Genomic DNA, 18,200 nt, shown 5'->3' on the forward strand with positions numbered 1-18,200 from the left:
CAATGGGGTGGATCGGTTTCAATAATGATGTGTCGTCACGCGACGCATCGCCGATCCTCTTTGATTGAAATCCCCATGGTCGATTTGCCTACCACCACGCCTCCCGCACAACCCACGACCGGAAATGACGAAGTCGATGCGTTGCATCCTTTGAAACCGTACCGATCGCTGGAAAACGAGGTTCTTCAGCAACGAATTGAAGCGGTGCGTCAGGAACTCGGAGACGAGTTGCTGATTTTGGGACACCACTATCAGCAAGACGAAGTCATCGAGCACACCGATTTGCGAGGTGACAGCTACCAGTTGTCCGAGATGGCCGCCAAGAGCCAGGCGTGTCGCACCATCGTCTTTTGCGGCGTTCACTTCATGGCTGAAACGGCCGACATTTTGGCCAATCGACCGGATCGGATTGAGGCCCGTGACGGCCGGCGAGTCGATGTGTTGCTTCCGGACATGGCCGCGGGTTGCTCAATGGCCGATATGGCCGCGATTGCTCAGGTTGAAGCGGCCTGGGCCGATATGTCTGAGGTGATTGATACCGAACAAGTCATTCCGGTCACGTACATCAACAGTGCCGCCAGCTTGAAGGCGTTCTGTGGTCGTCACGGTGGGATTGTTTGTACTAGCAGCAACGCAAGAGCGGTCTTGGAATGGGCCTTCGAACGTGGGCAGCGTGTGTTCTTCTTCCCCGATCAGCACCTTGGCCGGAACACCGCGTTGACGATGGATATCACCGAAGAACAAATGCCGGTTTGGGATCCTTACGCGTTGGAAATGGGTGGAAACACGGACGAACAAATTCAATCGAGTCGCGTGATCCTTTGGAAAGGTCACTGCAGCGTGCACCAAATGTTCCGTGCCGAGCATGTCGATCGCTTCCGAAAGGAGCATCCTGGCATCAAGATTCTTGTTCACCCTGAATGCCCTCGTGAGGTCAACGACATCGCGGACGTCAGCGGCAGTACCGGAAAGATCATCCAGACAATCAAGAATTCACCCGCGGGAACGAAGTGGGCGATCGGCACTGAGTTGCACTTGGTCAATCGATTGAAGGACGAACATCCCGAGCAAGAAATTCACTTTCTCAGTCCAGTCGTTTGCATGTGCGCGACGATGTACCGAATCGACCTGACACACCTTTGTTGGACACTCGAAAACTTGCGAGACGGCCGCTTGGTCAACCAAATTCGCGTGGACGAAGAGACAACAAAGTGGAGTCTGATCGCGTTGGAACGCATGTTGGCGGTGAAATGACGTCCGCCAAACCATACGAGACCGTCTCCCCGTCCGAACCAATCTCGACGCCGGCCCAAACGGAATCTCCTGCGGGTCGGACCGGAATGATCTTGGCGGGATTGGCAGGAGCCTCTGCTGTTGGAATAGGCGCGTTTGTCGCTCATGGGTTGCCGGACTTCCTTGAGCAATCCGGTTTGGATCCCGACACGGTTGCTCGTCGCGTGGAGCAGTTCGAAACCGGAGCCCGGTACCACTTGGCTCACGCGATCGTTTTATTGGGCTTGGCGGTCGCTCCCTTGCGGTGGTCCGGATGGCTGCGAACGATTCGAGCGTTGATGGTCGCCGGACTGATTTTCTTTTCCGGCAGTCTGTACGTGCTGGTTTTGACCAACACACCGGTGATGGGTGCGATCACCCCAATCGGTGGCGTTTGTTGGATTGTGGGTTGGCTGATGTTTGTCGGCTGCCGTGACTCGTCGACAAGTCAATGATGCTTTAAACTCCCGGCCATGGACGCATCGCTCTCACCCGATCAATTGTCATTCCCGGCCGTCTGGCGGCATCCTCATCTGTTGGATTTGGAGCGGCTCACCGCCGCTGAAATCCTCGCCGTGTTACGCACGGCGGACCAACTGAAGACGATGACCGAAGGTTGCCGTCGCAAAGTCCCGCTATTGACGGGAAAAACGTGTGCCAATTTGTTCTTTGAGAACAGCACACGTACGAGGAACAGTTTCTCGTTGGCCGCCAAAAGACTCGGCGCCGACACGGTTGAATTCAGCAGCAGCGGCAGCAGCGTTGCCAAAGGCGAAACATTCGTCGACACGGCCAAGACCATCGAAGCGATGGGCGTCGACTGGGTTGTGACGCGACACTCCACTCCCGGCACGCCTCACTTGTTGGCCCGCGAACTGGATTGCTGTGTGCTCAACGCCGGAGACGGTCCCCACGAGCATCCCACTCAGGGTTTGCTCGACATGCTGACGATCCTCCAACATCGCATCGGCTCGGACTGGAAAAACGAAGCCGCCGATCCTGAGAAAGTATTCGCGGGAATGACGGTGGCTTTGGTTGGTGACATCGCACACAGTCGCACTGCACGCAGCAATCTGTGGGGCCTCCGTAAACTCGGTGCTCACGTCATCATTTGCGGCCCACCAACTTTGGTCAGTCACCGCTGGGAAGAACTTGGTTTCGAAGTCGCTCACCGTCTCGATGAGATCGTCCATCGCTGCGACGTGCTGAATTTGCTTCGCATTCAATTCGAACGGCAAAAGGCGAGACCATTCCCTAGCGTTTACGAATATGCGGCGTTGTACGCCATGAACGGCGAGAGATTGCGGCTGGCCAAAGACGACATCCTGATCATGGCCCCCGGGCCAATCAATCGCGGCGTTGAAATCACCCCCGAAGTCGCCGACGGGCCGCATTCGGTGATCCTCGAACAAGTGACCAACGGGATCGCAGTCCGCATGGCATCGCTGTGGTTGTTGGCCAACGCGAAAGAAAACGCAGATGCATCCGCGGAGAACCTCTCATGAATGACACCACTTGGGTTCTCGACGGCGGACGATTGATCGACCCCGCCAACGGCATCGACCGAATCGCACGCTTGGTTCTGCATGAGGGCAAAGTTCATTCAATCGACACGCCCGACGGTGACGTGCCGCCGGATGCTGGTCGGCTTGACGTCACCGGAAAAATCGTTGCACCTGGTTTGGTTGATTTGGCAACGGAACTGCGCGAACCGGGCAGTGAAGAGGACGAAACGATTCAAACGGGCAGCAATGCTGCGTTGGCGGGCGGTTACACGACGGTGTTGTGCTGCAGCAGTACCAAACCGCTGATGGATTCTGCTGCATCGGTGCAGTTGGTTCGCCAAATCGCACAACGTGTTGATGGCGTTCGTGTGCTGCCGATCGCGTGTCTGAGCAAAGGTCGACAAGCTGAGCAGATGGCCGAGCTCGGGATTTTGGCCGCCGCCGGTGCAGCTGGTTTCAGCGACACTCCGCGTCCAATGCCCAACGATGCATTGCTCAAGCGGGCGCTCGACTATTGCCGAATGTTCGACCTGCCAATCTTCGATCGGCCAGAAGTCCCCGAACTTGCTGACGGCGGCGTCATGCATGATGGGCAAATCGGCTTGATTCTCGGACTCAAAGGGCTGCCCACCGAAGCGGAGGACTTGGCCGTCGCACGAGACGTTCGACTGGCCGAGGCAACCAAAGGTCGATTGCACGTCGGTCCGGTCAGCACCATGGGTTCGATCGACATGATCGGCCGTGTGAAATCCCGAGGCATCCACATCTCCGCATCGGTTTGCCCACACAACCTCTTTGGCAGTGACGAATTGCTGCGGTCTTACGATTCGCGATACAAAGTTCATCCACCAATGCGAAGCCCGTCGCATGTGGAAGCGCTTCGCAACGCGGTTGCCGAAGGCGTGATCGATGCAATTGAATCCGGACACATGCCGCGGGCCCAAGAGAAGAAAGCAAACGACCTCGACTTGGCTCCCTTTGGTGCCTCCGCTTTGGAAACGACGCTCGCGGCCATCGCAACGGATCTGGTCGAAACAAAGATCCTCCCTTGGTCTCGCGCAATCGAGTGTCTCTCAACCGCACCGGCCCGAATCGCCGGTGTGAAAGGTGGCACGTTATCAGTGGGTGCCAACGCCGACGTGACAGTCATCGATCCGTTGAATGCGTGGTCGGTTGAGGCGAAAGAGTTCCGCTCTCGATGTCATTCCAGCCCCATGACCGGACGCACGCTCACCGCACGAGTCACTCACACACTGGTCGGTGGACGCTTGAAGTTTGAGCTTCATCCGACCGTTGCGAGTGCCGCTTCCTGATGTCGCGGACTGGTGGAAAACGGCCGCTTGAGTTCCCAAAATCATCTCGCGTCGTTCGCAGTAGTGAATTCACCAAAGCACTCCGCCGTGGTGGTGTCGCCGCGAACGATTGCTTGGTCGTTTTCGCGTTGCCTCACGACGTTCCTGACGCGGATGGTGAGCCGTCACCAGACGAATCCAAAACCGTCAAATGCCGACTTGGTGTTACGATCCCCAAGAAGACCGGCAACGCGGTTGTTCGAAACCGATGGAAGCGTCTGATTCGCGAAGCGTTCCGGCTGAACCAAACGCAATTGCCAAGCGGATTCGATTATGTGGTCCGCCCAAAAAAGGACGTCACCGCCGACTGGAAAATGATCGAAAAAGGGTTCGTCAAACTCGTCGGACGAGCCGTGCGTCGCAGTCAATCCTCGGCTGATCGCTCAAGCACCAGAAGCTGAAGACTGCATCCGAAGAGTGAAGCGATCTGCGGCGACCACAACCACAGCGGCGACGATCGCAAGCACCACGAGCATCAACACACTGCCGTCGTATTCGACTGGTGAAACCCATTCGAATTCCTGGTACTTCAATTCCAATTCGGCGGTCTCCGCGGTCACACGCTGAAGCGGCCAAAGCCGGCCGACCGAGCCGATCATCAAACCGATCAATGCGGCCATCGTCGCGTCTCGGAAATGTTTCAGCAGGTAATTCAGCAAACGACTGAACGCCAGCAAACCGAACAGGCAGCCCGCAGCGAAAACGGCCAACCGTCCCAGGATGTCCAAATCGATCTGGCCCTTGACCACACCCTTGATCATGCCAATTACGGGCTCGTATACGCCCAACAGCAACAGAATAAATGCGCCGCTGATCCCGGGCAGAATCATCGCGCAAATCGCGATCGATGCACTGAAAAACAAGAAGCCATGACTGGCATCGCCGGTTGTTGCCGGGATCCGTGAAATGCCCAAGGCCACCAACACTCCCATGCCCAAAAGGATCCATCGCGGGATCGTCCACTGAGTCACGTTGCGTCGAACAACCCAAACACTTGCGAGCACCAATCCAAAGAACACCGCCATCGTTTCGTTGACTCGGTGCTGCAGTAGCCAGTGCATCAGGCCAGCGAGAGAACCGATCCCGACAACGATTCCGATTCCGAGCGTGATCAGGAATCGCAAGTCCAACCTACGAATCAGCTCTGTCCATTTGCCCGAACGAAGCAAACCGAGAGCTTCGGTATCCACATGACTGATCGCTGCGATCAAGCGGTCGTAGTGACCAAGAATCAACGCGACCGTTCCACCGCTCACTCCCGGGACGGTGTCAGCCGCCCCCATGCAAAATCCACGAAAGATATTCAGCATTATCATGCCGATGCCGTCAGGACGAATCGGTTCGTGAGAAATCCGCGACTCTTGGCCGTCAGAATCGATACCTTCGGAAGAAGTGTCGGAGCCGGTGGATGCGTTCACAAGAGTCATTCAGGCGGAGGAAACGGATTGGATTTGCGACGACGGATGCCGAATTTTGTCGCGACAAAGTAACCTAGGACATCATCTATCCAGACGCACACCCCACACACTTTAGTCGAGACATCGAAACGTGCAGGAACTCATTCGCGTCGTCATTTTGGCAATCGTGCAAGGGATCGCTGAGTTCCTTCCTATCAGCTCGTCGGGTCATTTGGTGATCCTCGGATCAATGCTGGGCGAACTTGGCGAATCGGTCACCCTGGAAATCATCCTCCATGCCGGAACACTGGGTTCAATCCTCGTCGTTTTCTGGCAACGGATCTGGGCGTTGTTGCTAAAGGACCGTCGCGTCATCGGCTTGCTGGTGATTGGGACGCTTCCCGCGGTCGTGATTGGACTGACGATCAAGACTCAGTTTCCCGAAATTCTGCGCAGTCCACTTCTGGCCGGAGCGATGCTGATAGTGACCGGTGTGATGCTGATCGTGCTCGGACGACTCACTCCCAAATCGGGAACCTACGATCGTCTGGGCTTGGGCGCCGCGTTCCTTGTTGGCTGCTTCCAGGCATTCGCCATCTTGCCGGGAATCAGCCGCAGTGGATCAACGATCCTCGGCGGCCGGCTGATGGGTCTCGACCGGGATGATTCAGTCACCTTCTCGTTCTTGCTCGCAATTCCCGCGATTCTGGGTGCGACGGTGCTGGCAATCAAAGATTTGCTTGAAGACGGCTCCTCAGGCGAAACCTCCATCGAAGTGCTCTCGATCGGTGCGGCTGTCGCCTTCGCCGTTGGAATCGTCGCGTTGAAGTGGCTGATTCGATGGAGCCGGGAAGACCGACTTCATTGGTTCGCGTACTGGTGCATCCCAGCCGGACTGCTGGTCGTCCTCCTGAACCTCCGGTAGTTGCAAAGTGCGCCCCTGGGGGCAACGGGCTAGCGAGCACGAGGATAAAAAAAGCTATCAAACAGCAACATTGCCTGTTCAGTTTTGGCTATGTTTCTGCATGTCGCTTTAACGACGCTTCGCATTCGTTGCATTGATTCGCTACCAGCACGTTTCGGATTGAAACGCTGAAAACCGCCCTGTGGGGTGGCTGAGTCGAAATTCTAGCCCGAATCATTTGCGTACTCGCGCAATTTGGTACAGAGTTAGGTTGTCGTAGTCGATGTGAAAATCAGCGAGAAATCCAACGTCATCAAAGTGATTCCCATGCTAGGCTTGACTCATAGTGATCGGATCACTTCCTTGCCCCCTCCGCCCACCTCACTTCCCTCCACGAAACCCATGGCCAAAGCTCAACTGACCGAGAGACAAAGAGAAGTCTATGAGCTTGTCCGGTCTTTAATTCGAGAACGAGGCTACGGGCCGACGGTTCGTGAGATCGGTGAGCACTTCGGCATACGTAGTCCAAATGGTGTCATGTGCCATTTACGCGCCCTGGAACGCAAAGGACTGATCACTCGCAAAGCCAACAAGTCACGTGCGATTGAGTTGACGGGCGAAGACGCTCGCTCGCCGACAGGATTGCCTATGGCGGGAATCGTTCGCAGCCAGCCCACCGACATCGACGTCAACGCAACGGACGTGGTTGATTTAGGCAAGATTCTTGCCGATGGCGACCGGTTTGTCGTTCAATTATCAGGTGACTCGCTGGCCGCCCGCGGAATTCACGACGGCGACTACATCGTCATCAACAAACAAGACAACGTCCAAGCTGGACAACTCGCTGCCATTGAAACTTCGCCCGGCAACATTTCGCTGAGATACTGGTACCCAACCAACGGCCATGTCGAACTGCGAGACGGAGACAGGAATTCACCACCGGTCACGGTGCTGAACCCCAAAGTGGTCGGCGTCGCGGTCGCAACCGTTCGCACCGCGCTTTAGATCGCAGCTCGAACGATGTTCAATCGTGGATTGGTGCCACTCGATTTCGATCGCTCCGTTGGCAAACTCCGATGATTTGATTGGTTTGCACGGGGCCCCATGTTCTGCTGTCCACCGACACCGGAACGTTGTCCCCTGCCACAAACCACTCGTTGGACCGCAATTCCCAACGTGATAGAGCTGGCGCACGCCAAGAAACCAGGCGCCAAAGTTTTAGGCTTCGTGCATCAAGCACCGCTCGCGGATCCATCCCAATCGCAACGGGTGATGTCGGCGACAAAGTCGGAAGCTCTCCGCCTATTTCATCCGTCTCCGTGACGATCTCGCCTTCACGAAACGCTTGTGGGGTGAACTCGATGGTGACACCGCCTGCATCGGACTGGCCAGGAACCGATTTCGAAACAACCCGCAATCCGCGATCTGTCCAAACCATTGCACGAACAAGGTGATCGACCTGCGTGTCCAAAGCGTCTGCGTCCTTGCCGGTCCGAGGGCGTATGACAAAGGTGAGACCAATCTCATCGACGGAATTCAGGCGTCGATCCAACCCTAGGTTTGCAGGGCAATCATCCAGCACTCGGCTGACAACGTTGCTTCGATAGATGTTGCGATGTTCGTAGACCAGCCAAGCGACAGAACTTCCTGACCCCGCACCGCCTTCAAAGCTAGACCAAACTCCGCGCTGATCACGCTGCCAGGCGTTGCTGACGCAGCGCCATCGACTCGCGAGTTCTCCCACCCGCCTGTCATCCAAATCGATTGGCAATTGAGGCGAATCGGGAACCGCAACCGCATTTCCATCGACGAGCACCCGGCCATCGTCATCGGCGGTGACGATTTGCCCCGGACCGGCAAGCAGCCTTTTGATGTGAATGCTGCCCTCACGCTTCACCACAACCAACGGCTTCTCACCTTTGTCTAGCCGGGCTTGAATCTGGCGAACTGGCGTTGCAACGACGGTCACGACGTCCGGCTTGATTCGAATAAGCGAGCTGGTTGAGTTCACATCTATCAACGTTCCACAATGCCAGCATCTTGGTGCTGAACGAGTGGCCTGGCGCGCATTCGCCGATTGCAATTGGATGGACTGCCAACGGTCGACATCCACTCGAATGCGAACTTGGCATGCGGTGCATGAAAATTGAACCGACGGCCCCCACAACGTTGGCGCCATCGATGGGCCAGCCACCTGATACTCGGCGATTGTTTCATGCCGGGTTTCACACCCCGCGACACCGATGGTGATCCATCCAGCCCCCGCCAGCCACCGACGGCGAGAAATTCGCGAAGGGATGGCAGCCGAAACTTCGGGCTGAAACAAAATGGACATGAAAACCGAGCACCGGAAAAGATTGACCTTGCGATGAACGTCTCCCGAAGGCTAACAGCAAACGGGAACGCACGGACGCGTCCAAAAATGAACGTCATCGGAAACCTATCATGTCACATCATTTCATCGGCCAGGACAACGATCCACCTTTAGCAATTTTGGTGGAAACGCTCGCATCGCCCATGTTGATCGCTCACCCGGCACCCGTTTGCCTGGAAGTGGACATGGACGACGCACTCCGACTGCCCGTCGACCAAGCGTCATTCTGCCAATTGATGGAAAGCCTGATCCGGCAAGCACTGATCGAAATGCCCGAAGGCGGCGAACTGACGATCACGGGATGCCAAACCAACAACGGCATCGAAATCGAGATTGCAGATACCGGCGCTGAAGTGGAGCAACGGGCTTGCAAGCTGCCAATGATCGCGGCCGCACTATCGGCCGAATTGAACTGGCAAGACTGCCCCCAAGGCGGCAGCGCGGTGACCGTCAAATTCCCACACTATCAAGCCGCCAAACGCCGGGCTGCTTGAAAATGTTCAACCCAGTCGCTTCGACAACCATCGGTGCACTTGAACAGACGCTGGCGTTCACAGAACGACGCCACGAGCTGTTGGCTGGCAACATTGCCAACCTGAGCACGCCCGATTACCGAAGTCGCGATCTGGACCAAGGGCAGTTTCAAACCGCGTTGGCAGAGTCGATTCGAGACCGAGGTAAGGGGCCATCACCTGCACCCGAAATCGCTCAACCTGATCTGAGCCAAGGACACATCCCGTCTTGGGTTCACGATCCATTTGGCACCGCTATCCGAGGTGGCACCGTCGGGATGCCCAATCCGTCCAGCGACCAAATGAGCGCGGAACAATTGTCGGCTCTCAGCCCTTCGCGAACCGCCGAATCGATCACGCGTGATGATCAGTTCAGTGGACCACGAGCCGCAATGGAACAAGTCGTCTACCACGACAACAGCGACGTTTCGCTGGAACAACAAGTCACCGAAATTGCCAAGAACCAACACCTGCACGACCTCGCCGTGACCACGCTCCGCAGTCAGTTTGAACTGCTGCGTGCCGCGATCACCGAACGTGCCTGATACGCCTTCCGTTTTCGATTCAACTTCCTCTTTGCTTGGAGATCGCCATGATCAGTGCACTCGATATCAGCACCTCCGCTTTGGTCGCTCAACGCACGCGACTCAATGCAATTTCAGGCAACATCGCGAACATCTCCTCGCTTGTCGACGAGAACGGAAACCCGAGTCCTTACCAAGCGAGACAGGTTGTCTTTCAAACCGACGAAACCGCCAGCCCCGGTGAAGCCGCCGGCGTGAAGGTGTCAGAAGTCATGCTGGACGAATCCGAACCGCTGTATCGCTATCAACCCGATCACCCGTTGGCCATCAACGAAGGCAAGTGGGAAGGCTATGTCGCTTACCCCAACATTGACCTGACAACTCAGATGGTCGACGCATTGGAAAGCACGCGTGCTTACGAGGCCAATGTCGGCGTAATCGAAATCAGCAAGGGAATGAGTCGACAACGACTCGCCATTTTGGCCTGATAGCTTCTGTTTAAGACGAATCGCTCGCGAAACGTTTGCCTCTCCTCTTTGCATCGCCCACCAATTCCATGCGTCCCGTTGCTTCCTTCCGTCCGCCGCCAACGTTCAGTGCGTTGCAGGGCGGTGCGTCGTCACAGGCGACCAAGACGGCAGGCATTGACCAACGAGGAACCAACCAAGCGTTTTCGCTACTCGACCCACAATCAACTCAGTCCAATTCGACCGATTCTTCGTTCGGCGAGATGGGCAATCTGTTGATGAACCAGGTCAAGGGCGTTAACTCGATGCAGAACCAAGCCGACTCCATGGTTCATTCCATGTTGACCGGCGGCGATGTCAATGAAGCCGAAGTCCTCACCTCGGTTCAAAAAGCGGACTTGGCATTCCGGATGCTGATGCAAATCCGCAACAAGCTGATGGATGCCTACAGAGAAATTCAACAAGTTCAGATCTAGCTAAACTTCTATGCTTCAAACCGCTCTCGATCAATTTCGAAGCATCTATTCCACGATGCCCGTTCCTTCGCGAATTATCGCGGGGTTGTTGCTGACCGCCATCATCGTGGCAATGGGTTTCTTGGTGCGTGGCAACTCGACACCATCGTCAGAGTACTTGCTGGGCGGTCGCAGCTTTAGCGAGCGAGACTTGGATGCGGCCGAAGTTGCATTCGGAAACGCGGACCTTCGAGGTTGGACTCGTGAAGGCCGCCGTATCAAGATTCCGATCGAATCACGAAGCGAGTTTTTGAAGGCGTTGGAAAGCTCTGCTTCGCTGCCTTTGTCTTTGCGCACCAGCGTTCAAGCCGCAATCGAAAAGTCCAGTCCGTTTGAATCGAACGAACAACGCATGGCTCGCGAGCGAAATGCCAAACTGCTTGACATCGCTCGCAGCATCATGATGTTCGACGAAGTGCGTACCGCGAGAGTGGAATACGACCAAGGCGAACGCATGGGTCTTTCACGCACCCGCCCGCAATCGGCCAGCGTCACCGTCGAACCCGAGGGCATCGCCCCTTTGTCGCGCGATCGCATCTTCCAGATCAAAGACTTGGTCCGTGCCGCCTTCGCGGGCATGTCGACGGATGATGTCGTTGTGACAGACACCAATGGCTCATCAGCATTCGGTTTGGCAGAAGACGACGACCCACTGTCTCGAAAACGTCGCGAAGAAGAAGAGCGGTTCGAGATGAAGATCCGCAATCACTTGATGGGTTACGGAAAGATTCACGTGGCAACTCACGTCGAAATCGACCCGACGATGAGCACAGAAACAGCCAGCCTCAGTTACGAAGACCAACCAACCACGCTGAACGAAACTTCTCGCAAACGCGAAACCGAATCGTCACGCCCGATGCCCGGCGGAGTTCCCGGTGCACAAACGAACGCACTCAGCAGCAACCGTCCGGTCAAACTGGATGCGACCGCCCAAACATCCAAGACAAAAGAAGACGAACGAACCAGCAATCGTGTCGCCGGTCAAGAATATTCCACGACTCGAATGGCCGGGCTGCCTGTCAAACGCGTGAAAGTTTCGATCGGACTGCCACGAAGCTACTACAAGAAGGTTTGGACCAAACAGCAGCTTGAGACGAATCCCGACCAAACCGTGGATGACATCAAACAGATGGAGACGACCGATTTGGTCACTCTCAAGGAACAAACCGAAACCGAAATCCAACAAGCCGTTACCGCTCTTCTACCCGACGTGGCCGCTGGCGAAGACCGATTCCCATTGGTTCAAGTTTGGGACTACATCGATTTGCCCGAGCCCGAAATGGATTCACCCGCGACCGCCGCAATCGCGCTGTCGTGGTTGTCCGACTCATGGCAGACCTTGGCGATGCTCGGCTTGGCCGCCGCGGCGCTCTTGATCGCTCGGAGCAGCGTCAAATCGCTGAGCGGCAACGCCGACCCAACCGACTTCAAAGAAGGGTTTGGATTGGAACTTCCGGCACCGCCAATTGCCGTGGAAGAGCAAACCGAGAAGGTCGAGGCGATGGAGATCACCGGCGGTTCACTGCAGGATGAACTGGTTGCCTTGGTCGAAGACAACCCGGAAGTTGCCGCCAACGTGATTCGCAGCTGGGTTGGCGAAGCCGCCTAGACTCTGCCCGGCTTCAAAGTCAAATCAGTGTCCGCACGAAGCACAGCCTGATTGGCATCCGCCCGTCGTTGGAGCAGCGGCCCCACAGTTGCCCGACTGGCAACCACCGGTTTGACATCCCAAGCAATCACAAGTTCCCAAAACGTGAGGGCTCTTGTTGCGGCAACGATTGCGAGTTTCTTCCGCGTAGCCAGCCCAAATCCCAGAGTAGGAAGGTCGGCTACGGAAGTATTCCAGCATCGAGCTTGGCGGTGGCAACGCCGGTGCACGGTGGGGACGGCACTCGCTCAACCCAAGATTGCAACCGGCTTGGCAACCTTCGACGATCTCGCCGCAAGTGTTGCAGCCCTTCGATCCCAAACCTTTGAGTTTGCCTTTCAAGCCGCTCGTCTTGCACGCTTGGCAAGATGGATCCACCAACTCACCACAAGTGCTGCATCCGCTACCAAGTCGTTTGGCCCAGTTGAACTTTGGACCGCAAGTTTTGCAGTTTGGTTTCTGGCAAGGGCCAGCCGAATCACAACCGCCGCAATCGATCGTTCCTGGAGTCACCACGTATGGATTCACCGTCGCGACGGGTTGGTGAGGGAACCCCGTTACAGGTGCGGGCATGTGTTGGACCTGAGCAGGTTGATCCGACGCATGGTTAAGCACCAACGATTCTTCTGCAGCGTGTTCCGCCGAAGCAGCCTCAGTCCAACTCCCCAGCAACGAATCCAAGTCCGCGTGAACATTGGTGGTGACCAAAGAAAAGGTCATCACACAAAAGAAAGTGAAGAGCGAACGTGACATGGAAGATCCCTTGGAATTGGAAACCAATCAAATTGGATGGCTTCGGTTTGATCGACGCTTCCCCCCGGCATGCATCGAACGTTTTTTTCAATCACGCGCAGCCCTCACATTCGTTTCAAACCGATTAGGATCGGCACTCCCAAGATCGGGCACGAAATTTCGCTCGTTTGCTCGTTGACGGTCCGCTTCGGTTTCGCAAAGCTTGGTAAAATCCGTCCATGGTCTCCACCTCATCTTTCTTCATAAAACCGAATGACCGCACTGGATAAACAACGTCGCAAAAAGCTCCAAGCTGTTGTGGACAAGGACTATTCCTACCGTTCGTATTACGACGACGACATCGAAGTCAAAAGCACAGGGCGATGTGGCTTTGGCGTGTACGCTGCCCGGCAGTTCCAACCTGGTGAACTGGTGTTTGAAGTCACCGGTCAATTGATTAACAAAAAACACTACGAAGGTAGTGAATACGTCATGGACCTGGACGAAGACTGGTACCTCGAACCCAGTACGCCGGGCGCTTTCATGAACCATTCGTGCAGCCCCAACTGCGAACTGGTCCAACTGACCGAGTTTTCACTCGGTGTTGTTGCGATCTGCAACATCGAAGCCGAGACCGAGATCTCGTTTGACTATGCGTGGGAAGCTTTCGACTGGAATCCCAAATGCCAGTGCGGTGCTCGCAACTGTCGCGGATGGGTTGTCTCCGAAGACGAGGTCAAGAAGATGAAGCGTTTGGCCAAAGGACGCAAGAAAAAGCCTCGTTGAGCTGAGCCATGGTGGAACAACCGCCCGCAGCGTTTCCGCCCCACGGTGAGAATCGCTGCGTTGGCGGCTAGATTCACAGGGCAAAGGGGTTAATCTGGGGAACCCGCTTCCCTTGCTTTGCCACCATAGTCTCGCCTGCCGTGTCGCTGATTTACCTCGATTTCAATCGCACAACACCGATGGCTCCTTCGGTGATCGAGGCAATGCAGCCATATTGGTCGACGCACTTCATGCTACCGACACAATCCCATGTTCACGCATCGGCGGTCAGCGAAGCAATCGAAGGAGCCCGCGAATCGGTCGCTTTTCTCATCGGATGTGAGCCCTTCGAACTGGTTTTCACCAGCGGGGGAACGGAGGCCAACAACCTCGGTATCCTCGGAGCGGCGGAGTTCGACAACACCATGGATCCGCTAGACGGTCCTCCTCATGTGTTGATCAGCAACGTCGAACACGATGCGGTCATGCAGGCCGGTTTGCAACTCGGTCGTCTCGGGTGGGATGTCGAACTCGTCCCGTGCGATGCCGATGGATTGGTCAGCGCAGATGAGTTTGAAAAACGCTTTCGCGAATCGACGCAAATGGTCTGCCTGCAATTGGCCAACCATGTCCTGGGCACCCTTCAACCCGTCCGCGAATTAGCGGATCGATGCCACAATCGAGGCATTCGCCTTCATTGCGACGCGACCACATCGGTCGGGAAAATCCCCGTCGACGTCACGCAGCTTCGCGTTGACTCATTGGCATTGAGCGCCCACAAGATGTACGGCCCCAAAGGCAACGGAGCTCTCTTTGTTCGGCGAGGTCTGGAACTTAAACCCATCTTGTTCGGTGAGAGCCGTGAGATGGGCCTGAGAGCGGGCAGCGAAAACGTGCCCGGCATCGTGGGGTTTGGCTCCGCCGCTTCCATGGCGGGACGATGTGTCGACGAAGCCTACGAGACACTAGCGGAACTTCGCCAGCGATTGATCGACGGCTTACGAAGCAATCTCGGCGAACAGGTCCTTATCCACGCCGAACATGTCGACGGTTTGCCCAACACGGTCACTGTACAAATGCCCGCGGAAGCAAAACGCATCCAAAAGGCAGCTCGCCATCTGGTCGTCGGTTTGGCCCAATCTGAATCACCACCCGATGAAATGACTCGAGTGCTTCGAGCGATCGGCCGCAGTGAGAAAGAGATTGGCCGCGCAATTCGCGTTTCGGTTGGGTGGACGACCAGCCGCGAACAGATTGACCGCGCCGTGAATCTGCTGGCGGAAGCCGCTGACTACCCGTCGCCGTAGTCATTCCGCCTCGCAGGGATTACATCGAGTCGTGATCGATTGAACCACGCGCGATGGATCGTCGCCCAATGCAAACGTTGCCACGACATCATCTGGCCATCAACGTTGCCCACCGCCGGACGAGGAAGTCCGTCGCAGATTGTCGATTCAACACAAAAAAACGGCCCGCATTCGAAATGAATGCGAGCCGTTTGTGATTTCAAAATTCACCGGATGATGAACCACCATCCGGCGAACAATGGTTAGCAATTACTGACCACAGTTGGTGCAACCAGCACCGGTTTGCATGACAGGTGCCGCAGGAGCAGCTTGCATGACAGGTGCAGCTTCGTAGCTGACAGGAGCAGCCGAACCGCAGTCCGTGCAACCAGCACCGGTCGAAACGCCTGCAGCCGACGAGCTGTAGACAGGAACCTGAACAGTGGTTGGGACTTGCTTGCAGACCTGAACTTGAACGGCCTTCATTGTTTGCACAGGAACGCAAACGCTGTAGGTTTCTGGCACTTCTTCGGTGACAGTGTCATAGACAGTCACGTTGTAAGTACGAGTACGAGTTTCAGGAGTGTTCACGGTGTAAGCAACTTCGCGAGTGCGTTGTTGCGTTTCCATGCGGGTCTTGTTGACCGTACGGGTACGTTCTTCGGTCGTCATGGTCGTTTGAGGAACCATGCGAGTGCGAGTTTCCATGCGAGTCTTGGTCACAGGAATCGAACGAGTCCGAGTTTCCAAACGAGTCTTCGTCACTGGAATCGACTTGGTGCGAGTTTCAGTGCGATAGTTCGTCACGTTGTACTCACGAGTACGCTCTTCTTGACGGCACTTTTGAACAGTGATCGTACGAGTGCGTTCTTCGGTCGTCATCGTGGTGTAAGGAACCGTACGAGTACGGGTTTCGAGACGAGTCTTGGTGACAGGAACCGTACGAGTACGAGTTTCGGTCTTCATCGTCGTCACAGGAATTTCGCGGGTGCGAGTTTCCATACGAGTCTTTTGAACAGGCACTTCGCGAGTTTTCGTTTCGGTGCGGTACTTGGTGACGGTGTAGTCACGAGTACGTTGTTCTTGACGGCACTTTTGAACCTGAACGGTACGAGTACGCGTTTCGGTTTGGTACTTGGTCACGTTGACCATACGCTGACGAGTCTCGGTGCGAACCTTGGTAACAGGAACGGTACGAGTTTGCGTTTGCGTGGTGTACGAAGTCGTCGTGTAGGTGTAAGGAACCTGTTGCGTTTGACTTTGGTACGAGGTGGTTGGAACTTCTTCCGTCACCAAGTTAGGAACGTAAACTTGACGATACGAGACAGTTGGTCCGCATGCCGATCCAGCCGAAGCTGCACCGCCGCCGACAACTCCACCGCATCCGCCGCCACAAGCCGACGAACCACATCCATCGCCACAGCTGGCGGTGCAAGCCGAGCAAGAGCCGCAGCTGCTTGCACATCCGCCACCACAAGCCGACGAACCACAACCTGAACCAGCTGCGTAAACGCCTGCGCCGCTACCGTAGGAAGCTGCACCGCCGGAAACGACTGCTTGGCACTGGTAGCTGCCCATGTCTTTCGTGACGGTACGCATGGTGGTCACGGGGACGCACTTGGTAACGGTACGATAAGCAGTTTTGGTTTCTTGAACAGGAACGCGAACGGTGTAGGTTTGTTCGACGTTTTCGGTGTAAGGAACGTTGACCGTGTAAGTCTGAGCGACTTGCTCAGTCACAGGAACGCTTACCGTGTAAGGCTGCTCAACGGTTTCGGTGTAAGGAACGTTGACCGTGTAGGTCTGCGTTTGAGTCTCGGTGTAAGGAACTTGAACCGAGTAAGTTTGAGTCAAAGTTTCGGTGTAAGGAACGCAAACTTGGTAAGTCTGAGTTTGCGTGCTCGTGACAGGAACTTGAACTGTGTAGCTTTGCTCGACGTCCTCGGTGTAAGGAACCGACACTTGGTAGGTTTCTTCACGTGTTTGCTGAACAGGAACTTGAACCGTGTAGGTTTGCTCTTGTTGCTCGGTGTAAGGAACGTTGACGGTGTAGGTTTGCGTCTTGGTCTCGGTGTAAGGGACCTGAACCGTGTAGCTTTGCTCAAGCTGCTCGGTGTAAGGGACGCAAACTTGGTACGACTGTTCCACGTTTTCGGTGTAAGGAACCGACACTTGGTAAGACTGTTCGACTTCTGTCGTGACAGGAACTTGAACCGAGTAGGTTTCTTCTTCGGTGTAAGGAACCGCGACTTGAACGTCGTAGGTTTCAGTACGAGTTTGAGTTTGCGGCACGTTGACCGTGTACTCTTGTTCGCGTGTTTCAACACGAGCAACTTGCTTGGTTACGCTACGCATGCGAGTTTGCGTTTGGCGTTGGTAAGTGGTGGTGGGCACCATTTGAGTCTCAGTGACGTACTGAGAACGCATTACCGTTTGCGTTTGATAGGAAACGGTTGGGCCACATGCACCCCCATAACTCGCGCCGGCAACGCCGCCGCCCATGACCGTGGCACCACCACCATCGGAGACACAACCGTCGCCGCTAGCGCATCCACCACAATCTCCGCATCCTGCGTAGACATTGACAGCGAACAACATCGCCGCTGTCAGTCCAAGAAACATCCGTAATACGTTCGATCTCATCAAAAAACCTCCAAAACGCTCACAGCCAGTGAGGCAACAGAAGAAACACGGGTAAGCTTTAACGGCTGCGTACTCTGGGCGGACAACGCCCGTTCCCCAAAATGTAGGTACAAGGTTGGCAGTGTCAACAATGAGGCGAATCAATCAGCCCGATAAAGCTTAGTTTTTGTTCAGTCGTCCCAGAAAACCTATTCTCCCAGGATCGATGCAGTGAGAGTAAGCGTGAAACTGACATCAAACGCGCACCGCTTCGCAAAATTTCACAAAACTCTTTTTCTGCGAAGCTCCAAGGTCGAACAGCACC

Annotated in this window: 18 protein-coding genes; 14 read left to right on the forward strand and 4 right to left on the reverse strand. The window is 55.5% G+C overall.

Going from position 1 to position 18,200, the window contains the following annotated elements; all coding sequences use genetic code 11:
• Nucleotides 1-75: 75 nt before the first annotated feature.
• The 5 genes from nadA to rnpA are packed head-to-tail and all read left to right on the forward strand — an operon-like array spanning nt 76 to nt 4,530.
• Nucleotides 76-1,254 (forward strand): quinolinate synthase NadA, encoded by a 1,179-nt coding sequence (gene nadA / locus RB_RS15125; protein WP_051156418.1) that lies wholly within the window; start codon nt 76-78, stop codon nt 1,252-1,254.
• Nucleotides 1,251-1,727, forward strand: coding sequence for a DUF423 domain-containing protein (locus RB_RS15130; protein ID WP_007331344.1), 477 nt, complete (start codon nt 1,251-1,253; stop codon nt 1,725-1,727). Before nadA ends, RB_RS15130 begins: the two co-directional genes overlap by 4 nt.
• A gap of 18 nt (nt 1,728-1,745) precedes the next feature.
• Nucleotides 1,746-2,777 (forward strand): aspartate carbamoyltransferase catalytic subunit, encoded by a 1,032-nt coding sequence (locus RB_RS15135; protein ID WP_007327421.1) that lies wholly within the window; start codon nt 1,746-1,748, stop codon nt 2,775-2,777.
• A complete protein-coding gene (locus RB_RS15140; protein ID WP_164922065.1) occupies nt 2,774-4,090 on the forward strand; it encodes a dihydroorotase in 1,317 nt (438 codons plus the stop codon). Before RB_RS15135 ends, RB_RS15140 begins: the two co-directional genes overlap by 4 nt.
• Nucleotides 4,090-4,530 (forward strand): ribonuclease P protein component, encoded by a 441-nt coding sequence (gene rnpA / locus RB_RS15145; protein WP_011121387.1) that lies wholly within the window; start codon nt 4,090-4,092, stop codon nt 4,528-4,530. Before RB_RS15140 ends, rnpA begins: the two co-directional genes overlap by 1 nt.
• Here the strand turns inward: rnpA and RB_RS15150 are convergent.
• Entirely contained in the window at nt 4,513-5,556 is a 1,044-nt protein-coding gene (locus RB_RS15150; RefSeq protein ID WP_011121388.1) for a DUF368 domain-containing protein, read from the reverse strand. The genes rnpA and RB_RS15150 overlap by 18 nt on opposite strands.
• Before the next feature lie 121 nt (nt 5,557-5,677).
• Here RB_RS15150 and RB_RS15155 point away from each other — a divergent pair, with 121 nt between their 5' ends.
• Nucleotides 5,678-6,451 carry an undecaprenyl-diphosphate phosphatase gene (locus RB_RS15155; RefSeq protein WP_011121390.1) on the forward strand — a complete coding sequence of 258 codons (774 nt, stop codon included), beginning with the start codon at nt 5,678-5,680 and terminating at the stop codon, nt 6,449-6,451.
• 381 nt (nt 6,452-6,832) lie between these two features.
• A complete protein-coding gene (gene lexA, locus RB_RS15160; RefSeq protein WP_231845672.1) occupies nt 6,833-7,435 on the forward strand; it encodes a transcriptional repressor LexA in 603 nt (200 codons plus the stop codon).
• 19 nt (nt 7,436-7,454) lie between these two features.
• Here the strand turns inward: lexA and RB_RS15165 are convergent, their stop codons facing one another.
• Nucleotides 7,455-8,441 (reverse strand): S26 family signal peptidase, encoded by a 987-nt coding sequence (locus tag RB_RS15165; protein ID WP_231845673.1) that lies wholly within the window; start codon nt 8,439-8,441, stop codon nt 7,455-7,457.
• A gap of 434 nt (nt 8,442-8,875) precedes the next feature.
• Between RB_RS15165 and RB_RS15170 the strand changes: the two genes are divergently transcribed.
• The 5 genes from RB_RS15170 to RB_RS15190 all read left to right on the forward strand — a co-directional run bounded on the left by RB_RS15170 (nt 8,876) and on the right by RB_RS15190 (nt 12,431).
• The gene (locus RB_RS15170; protein ID WP_007331350.1) at nt 8,876-9,298 is read left to right on the forward strand and encodes an ATP-binding protein; all 423 of its coding nucleotides are present in this window, start codon (nt 8,876-8,878) and stop codon (nt 9,296-9,298) included.
• Between the two features lie 2 nt (nt 9,299-9,300).
• Nucleotides 9,301-9,861: a flagellar basal body rod protein FlgB gene (locus RB_RS15175; protein ID WP_164922066.1), complete on the forward strand. Its 561-nt coding sequence runs from the start codon at nt 9,301-9,303 to the stop codon at nt 9,859-9,861.
• 47 nt (nt 9,862-9,908) lie between these two features.
• On the forward strand, nt 9,909-10,328 hold the full coding sequence (gene flgC, locus RB_RS15180) for a flagellar basal body rod protein FlgC (RefSeq protein WP_037198901.1): 420 nt from the start codon (nt 9,909-9,911) through the stop codon (nt 10,326-10,328).
• 68 nt (nt 10,329-10,396) lie between these two features.
• The gene (gene fliE / locus RB_RS15185) at nt 10,397-10,783 is read left to right on the forward strand and encodes a flagellar hook-basal body complex protein FliE (protein ID WP_164922067.1); all 387 of its coding nucleotides are present in this window, start codon (nt 10,397-10,399) and stop codon (nt 10,781-10,783) included.
• Nucleotides 10,784-10,793: 10 nt separating this feature from the next.
• Nucleotides 10,794-12,431: a flagellar M-ring protein FliF C-terminal domain-containing protein gene (locus tag RB_RS15190; RefSeq protein WP_007327410.1), complete on the forward strand. Its 1,638-nt coding sequence runs from the start codon at nt 10,794-10,796 to the stop codon at nt 12,429-12,431.
• Nucleotides 12,432-12,455: 24 nt separating this feature from the next.
• Here the strand turns inward: RB_RS15190 and RB_RS15195 are convergent, their stop codons facing one another.
• Nucleotides 12,456-13,223, reverse strand: a complete 768-nt coding sequence (locus RB_RS15195) for a hypothetical protein (RefSeq protein ID WP_011121394.1) — start codon at nt 13,221-13,223, stop codon at nt 12,456-12,458.
• Between the two features lie 252 nt (nt 13,224-13,475).
• On the opposite strand from RB_RS15195, the gene RB_RS15200 reads away from it, so the two are divergent.
• Nucleotides 13,476-13,988, forward strand: a complete 513-nt coding sequence (locus RB_RS15200) for an SET domain-containing protein (protein WP_007327407.1) — start codon at nt 13,476-13,478, stop codon at nt 13,986-13,988.
• A gap of 140 nt (nt 13,989-14,128) precedes the next feature.
• Nucleotides 14,129-15,274 carry a cysteine desulfurase family protein gene (locus RB_RS15205; RefSeq protein WP_007331354.1) on the forward strand — a complete coding sequence of 382 codons (1,146 nt, stop codon included), beginning with the start codon at nt 14,129-14,131 and terminating at the stop codon, nt 15,272-15,274.
• 249 nt (nt 15,275-15,523) lie between these two features.
• Here the strand turns inward: RB_RS15205 and RB_RS15215 are convergent, their stop codons facing one another.
• Complete coding sequence (locus tag RB_RS15215; protein WP_164922885.1) at nt 15,524-17,875, reverse strand: hypothetical protein; 2,352 nt, start codon at nt 17,873-17,875, stop codon at nt 15,524-15,526.
• Nucleotides 17,876-18,200: the final 325 nt, after the last annotated feature.

This window comes from Rhodopirellula baltica SH 1 (genome assembly GCF_000196115.1).
In the GTDB taxonomy this organism is placed as follows: domain Bacteria; phylum Planctomycetota; class Planctomycetia; order Pirellulales; family Pirellulaceae; genus Rhodopirellula; species Rhodopirellula baltica.

Bases quoted from the DNA above. Each gene is read 5' to 3' on its own strand.
- RB_RS15175 (WP_164922066.1), top strand. From the start codon at position 9,301: ATGTTCAACCCAGTCGCTTCGACAACCATCGGTGCACTTGAACAGACG.
- RB_RS15130 (WP_007331344.1), top strand. From the start codon at position 1,251: ATGACGTCCGCCAAACCATACGAGACCGTCTCCCCGTCCGAACCAATC.
- nadA (WP_051156418.1), top strand. From the start codon at position 76: ATGGTCGATTTGCCTACCACCACGCCTCCCGCACAACCCACGACCGGA.
- RB_RS15140 (WP_164922065.1), top strand. From the start codon at position 2,774: ATGAATGACACCACTTGGGTTCTCGACGGCGGACGATTGATCGACCCC.
- RB_RS15195 (WP_011121394.1), bottom strand. From the start codon at position 13,223: ATGTCACGTTCGCTCTTCACTTTCTTTTGTGTGATGACCTTTTCTTTG.
- RB_RS15150 (WP_011121388.1), bottom strand. From the start codon at position 5,556: ATGACTCTTGTGAACGCATCCACCGGCTCCGACACTTCTTCCGAAGGT.
- flgC (WP_037198901.1), top strand. From the start codon at position 9,909: ATGATCAGTGCACTCGATATCAGCACCTCCGCTTTGGTCGCTCAACGC.
- RB_RS15200 (WP_007327407.1), top strand. From the start codon at position 13,476: ATGACCGCACTGGATAAACAACGTCGCAAAAAGCTCCAAGCTGTTGTG.
- lexA (WP_231845672.1), top strand. From the start codon at position 6,833: ATGGCCAAAGCTCAACTGACCGAGAGACAAAGAGAAGTCTATGAGCTT.
- RB_RS15215 (WP_164922885.1), bottom strand. From the start codon at position 17,875: ATGTTTCTTGGACTGACAGCGGCGATGTTGTTCGCTGTCAATGTCTAC.
- rnpA (WP_011121387.1), top strand. From the start codon at position 4,090: ATGTCGCGGACTGGTGGAAAACGGCCGCTTGAGTTCCCAAAATCATCT.
- RB_RS15170 (WP_007331350.1), top strand. From the start codon at position 8,876: ATGTCACATCATTTCATCGGCCAGGACAACGATCCACCTTTAGCAATT.
- RB_RS15135 (WP_007327421.1), top strand. From the start codon at position 1,746: ATGGACGCATCGCTCTCACCCGATCAATTGTCATTCCCGGCCGTCTGG.
- fliE (WP_164922067.1), top strand. From the start codon at position 10,397: ATGCGTCCCGTTGCTTCCTTCCGTCCGCCGCCAACGTTCAGTGCGTTG.
- RB_RS15190 (WP_007327410.1), top strand. From the start codon at position 10,794: ATGCTTCAAACCGCTCTCGATCAATTTCGAAGCATCTATTCCACGATG.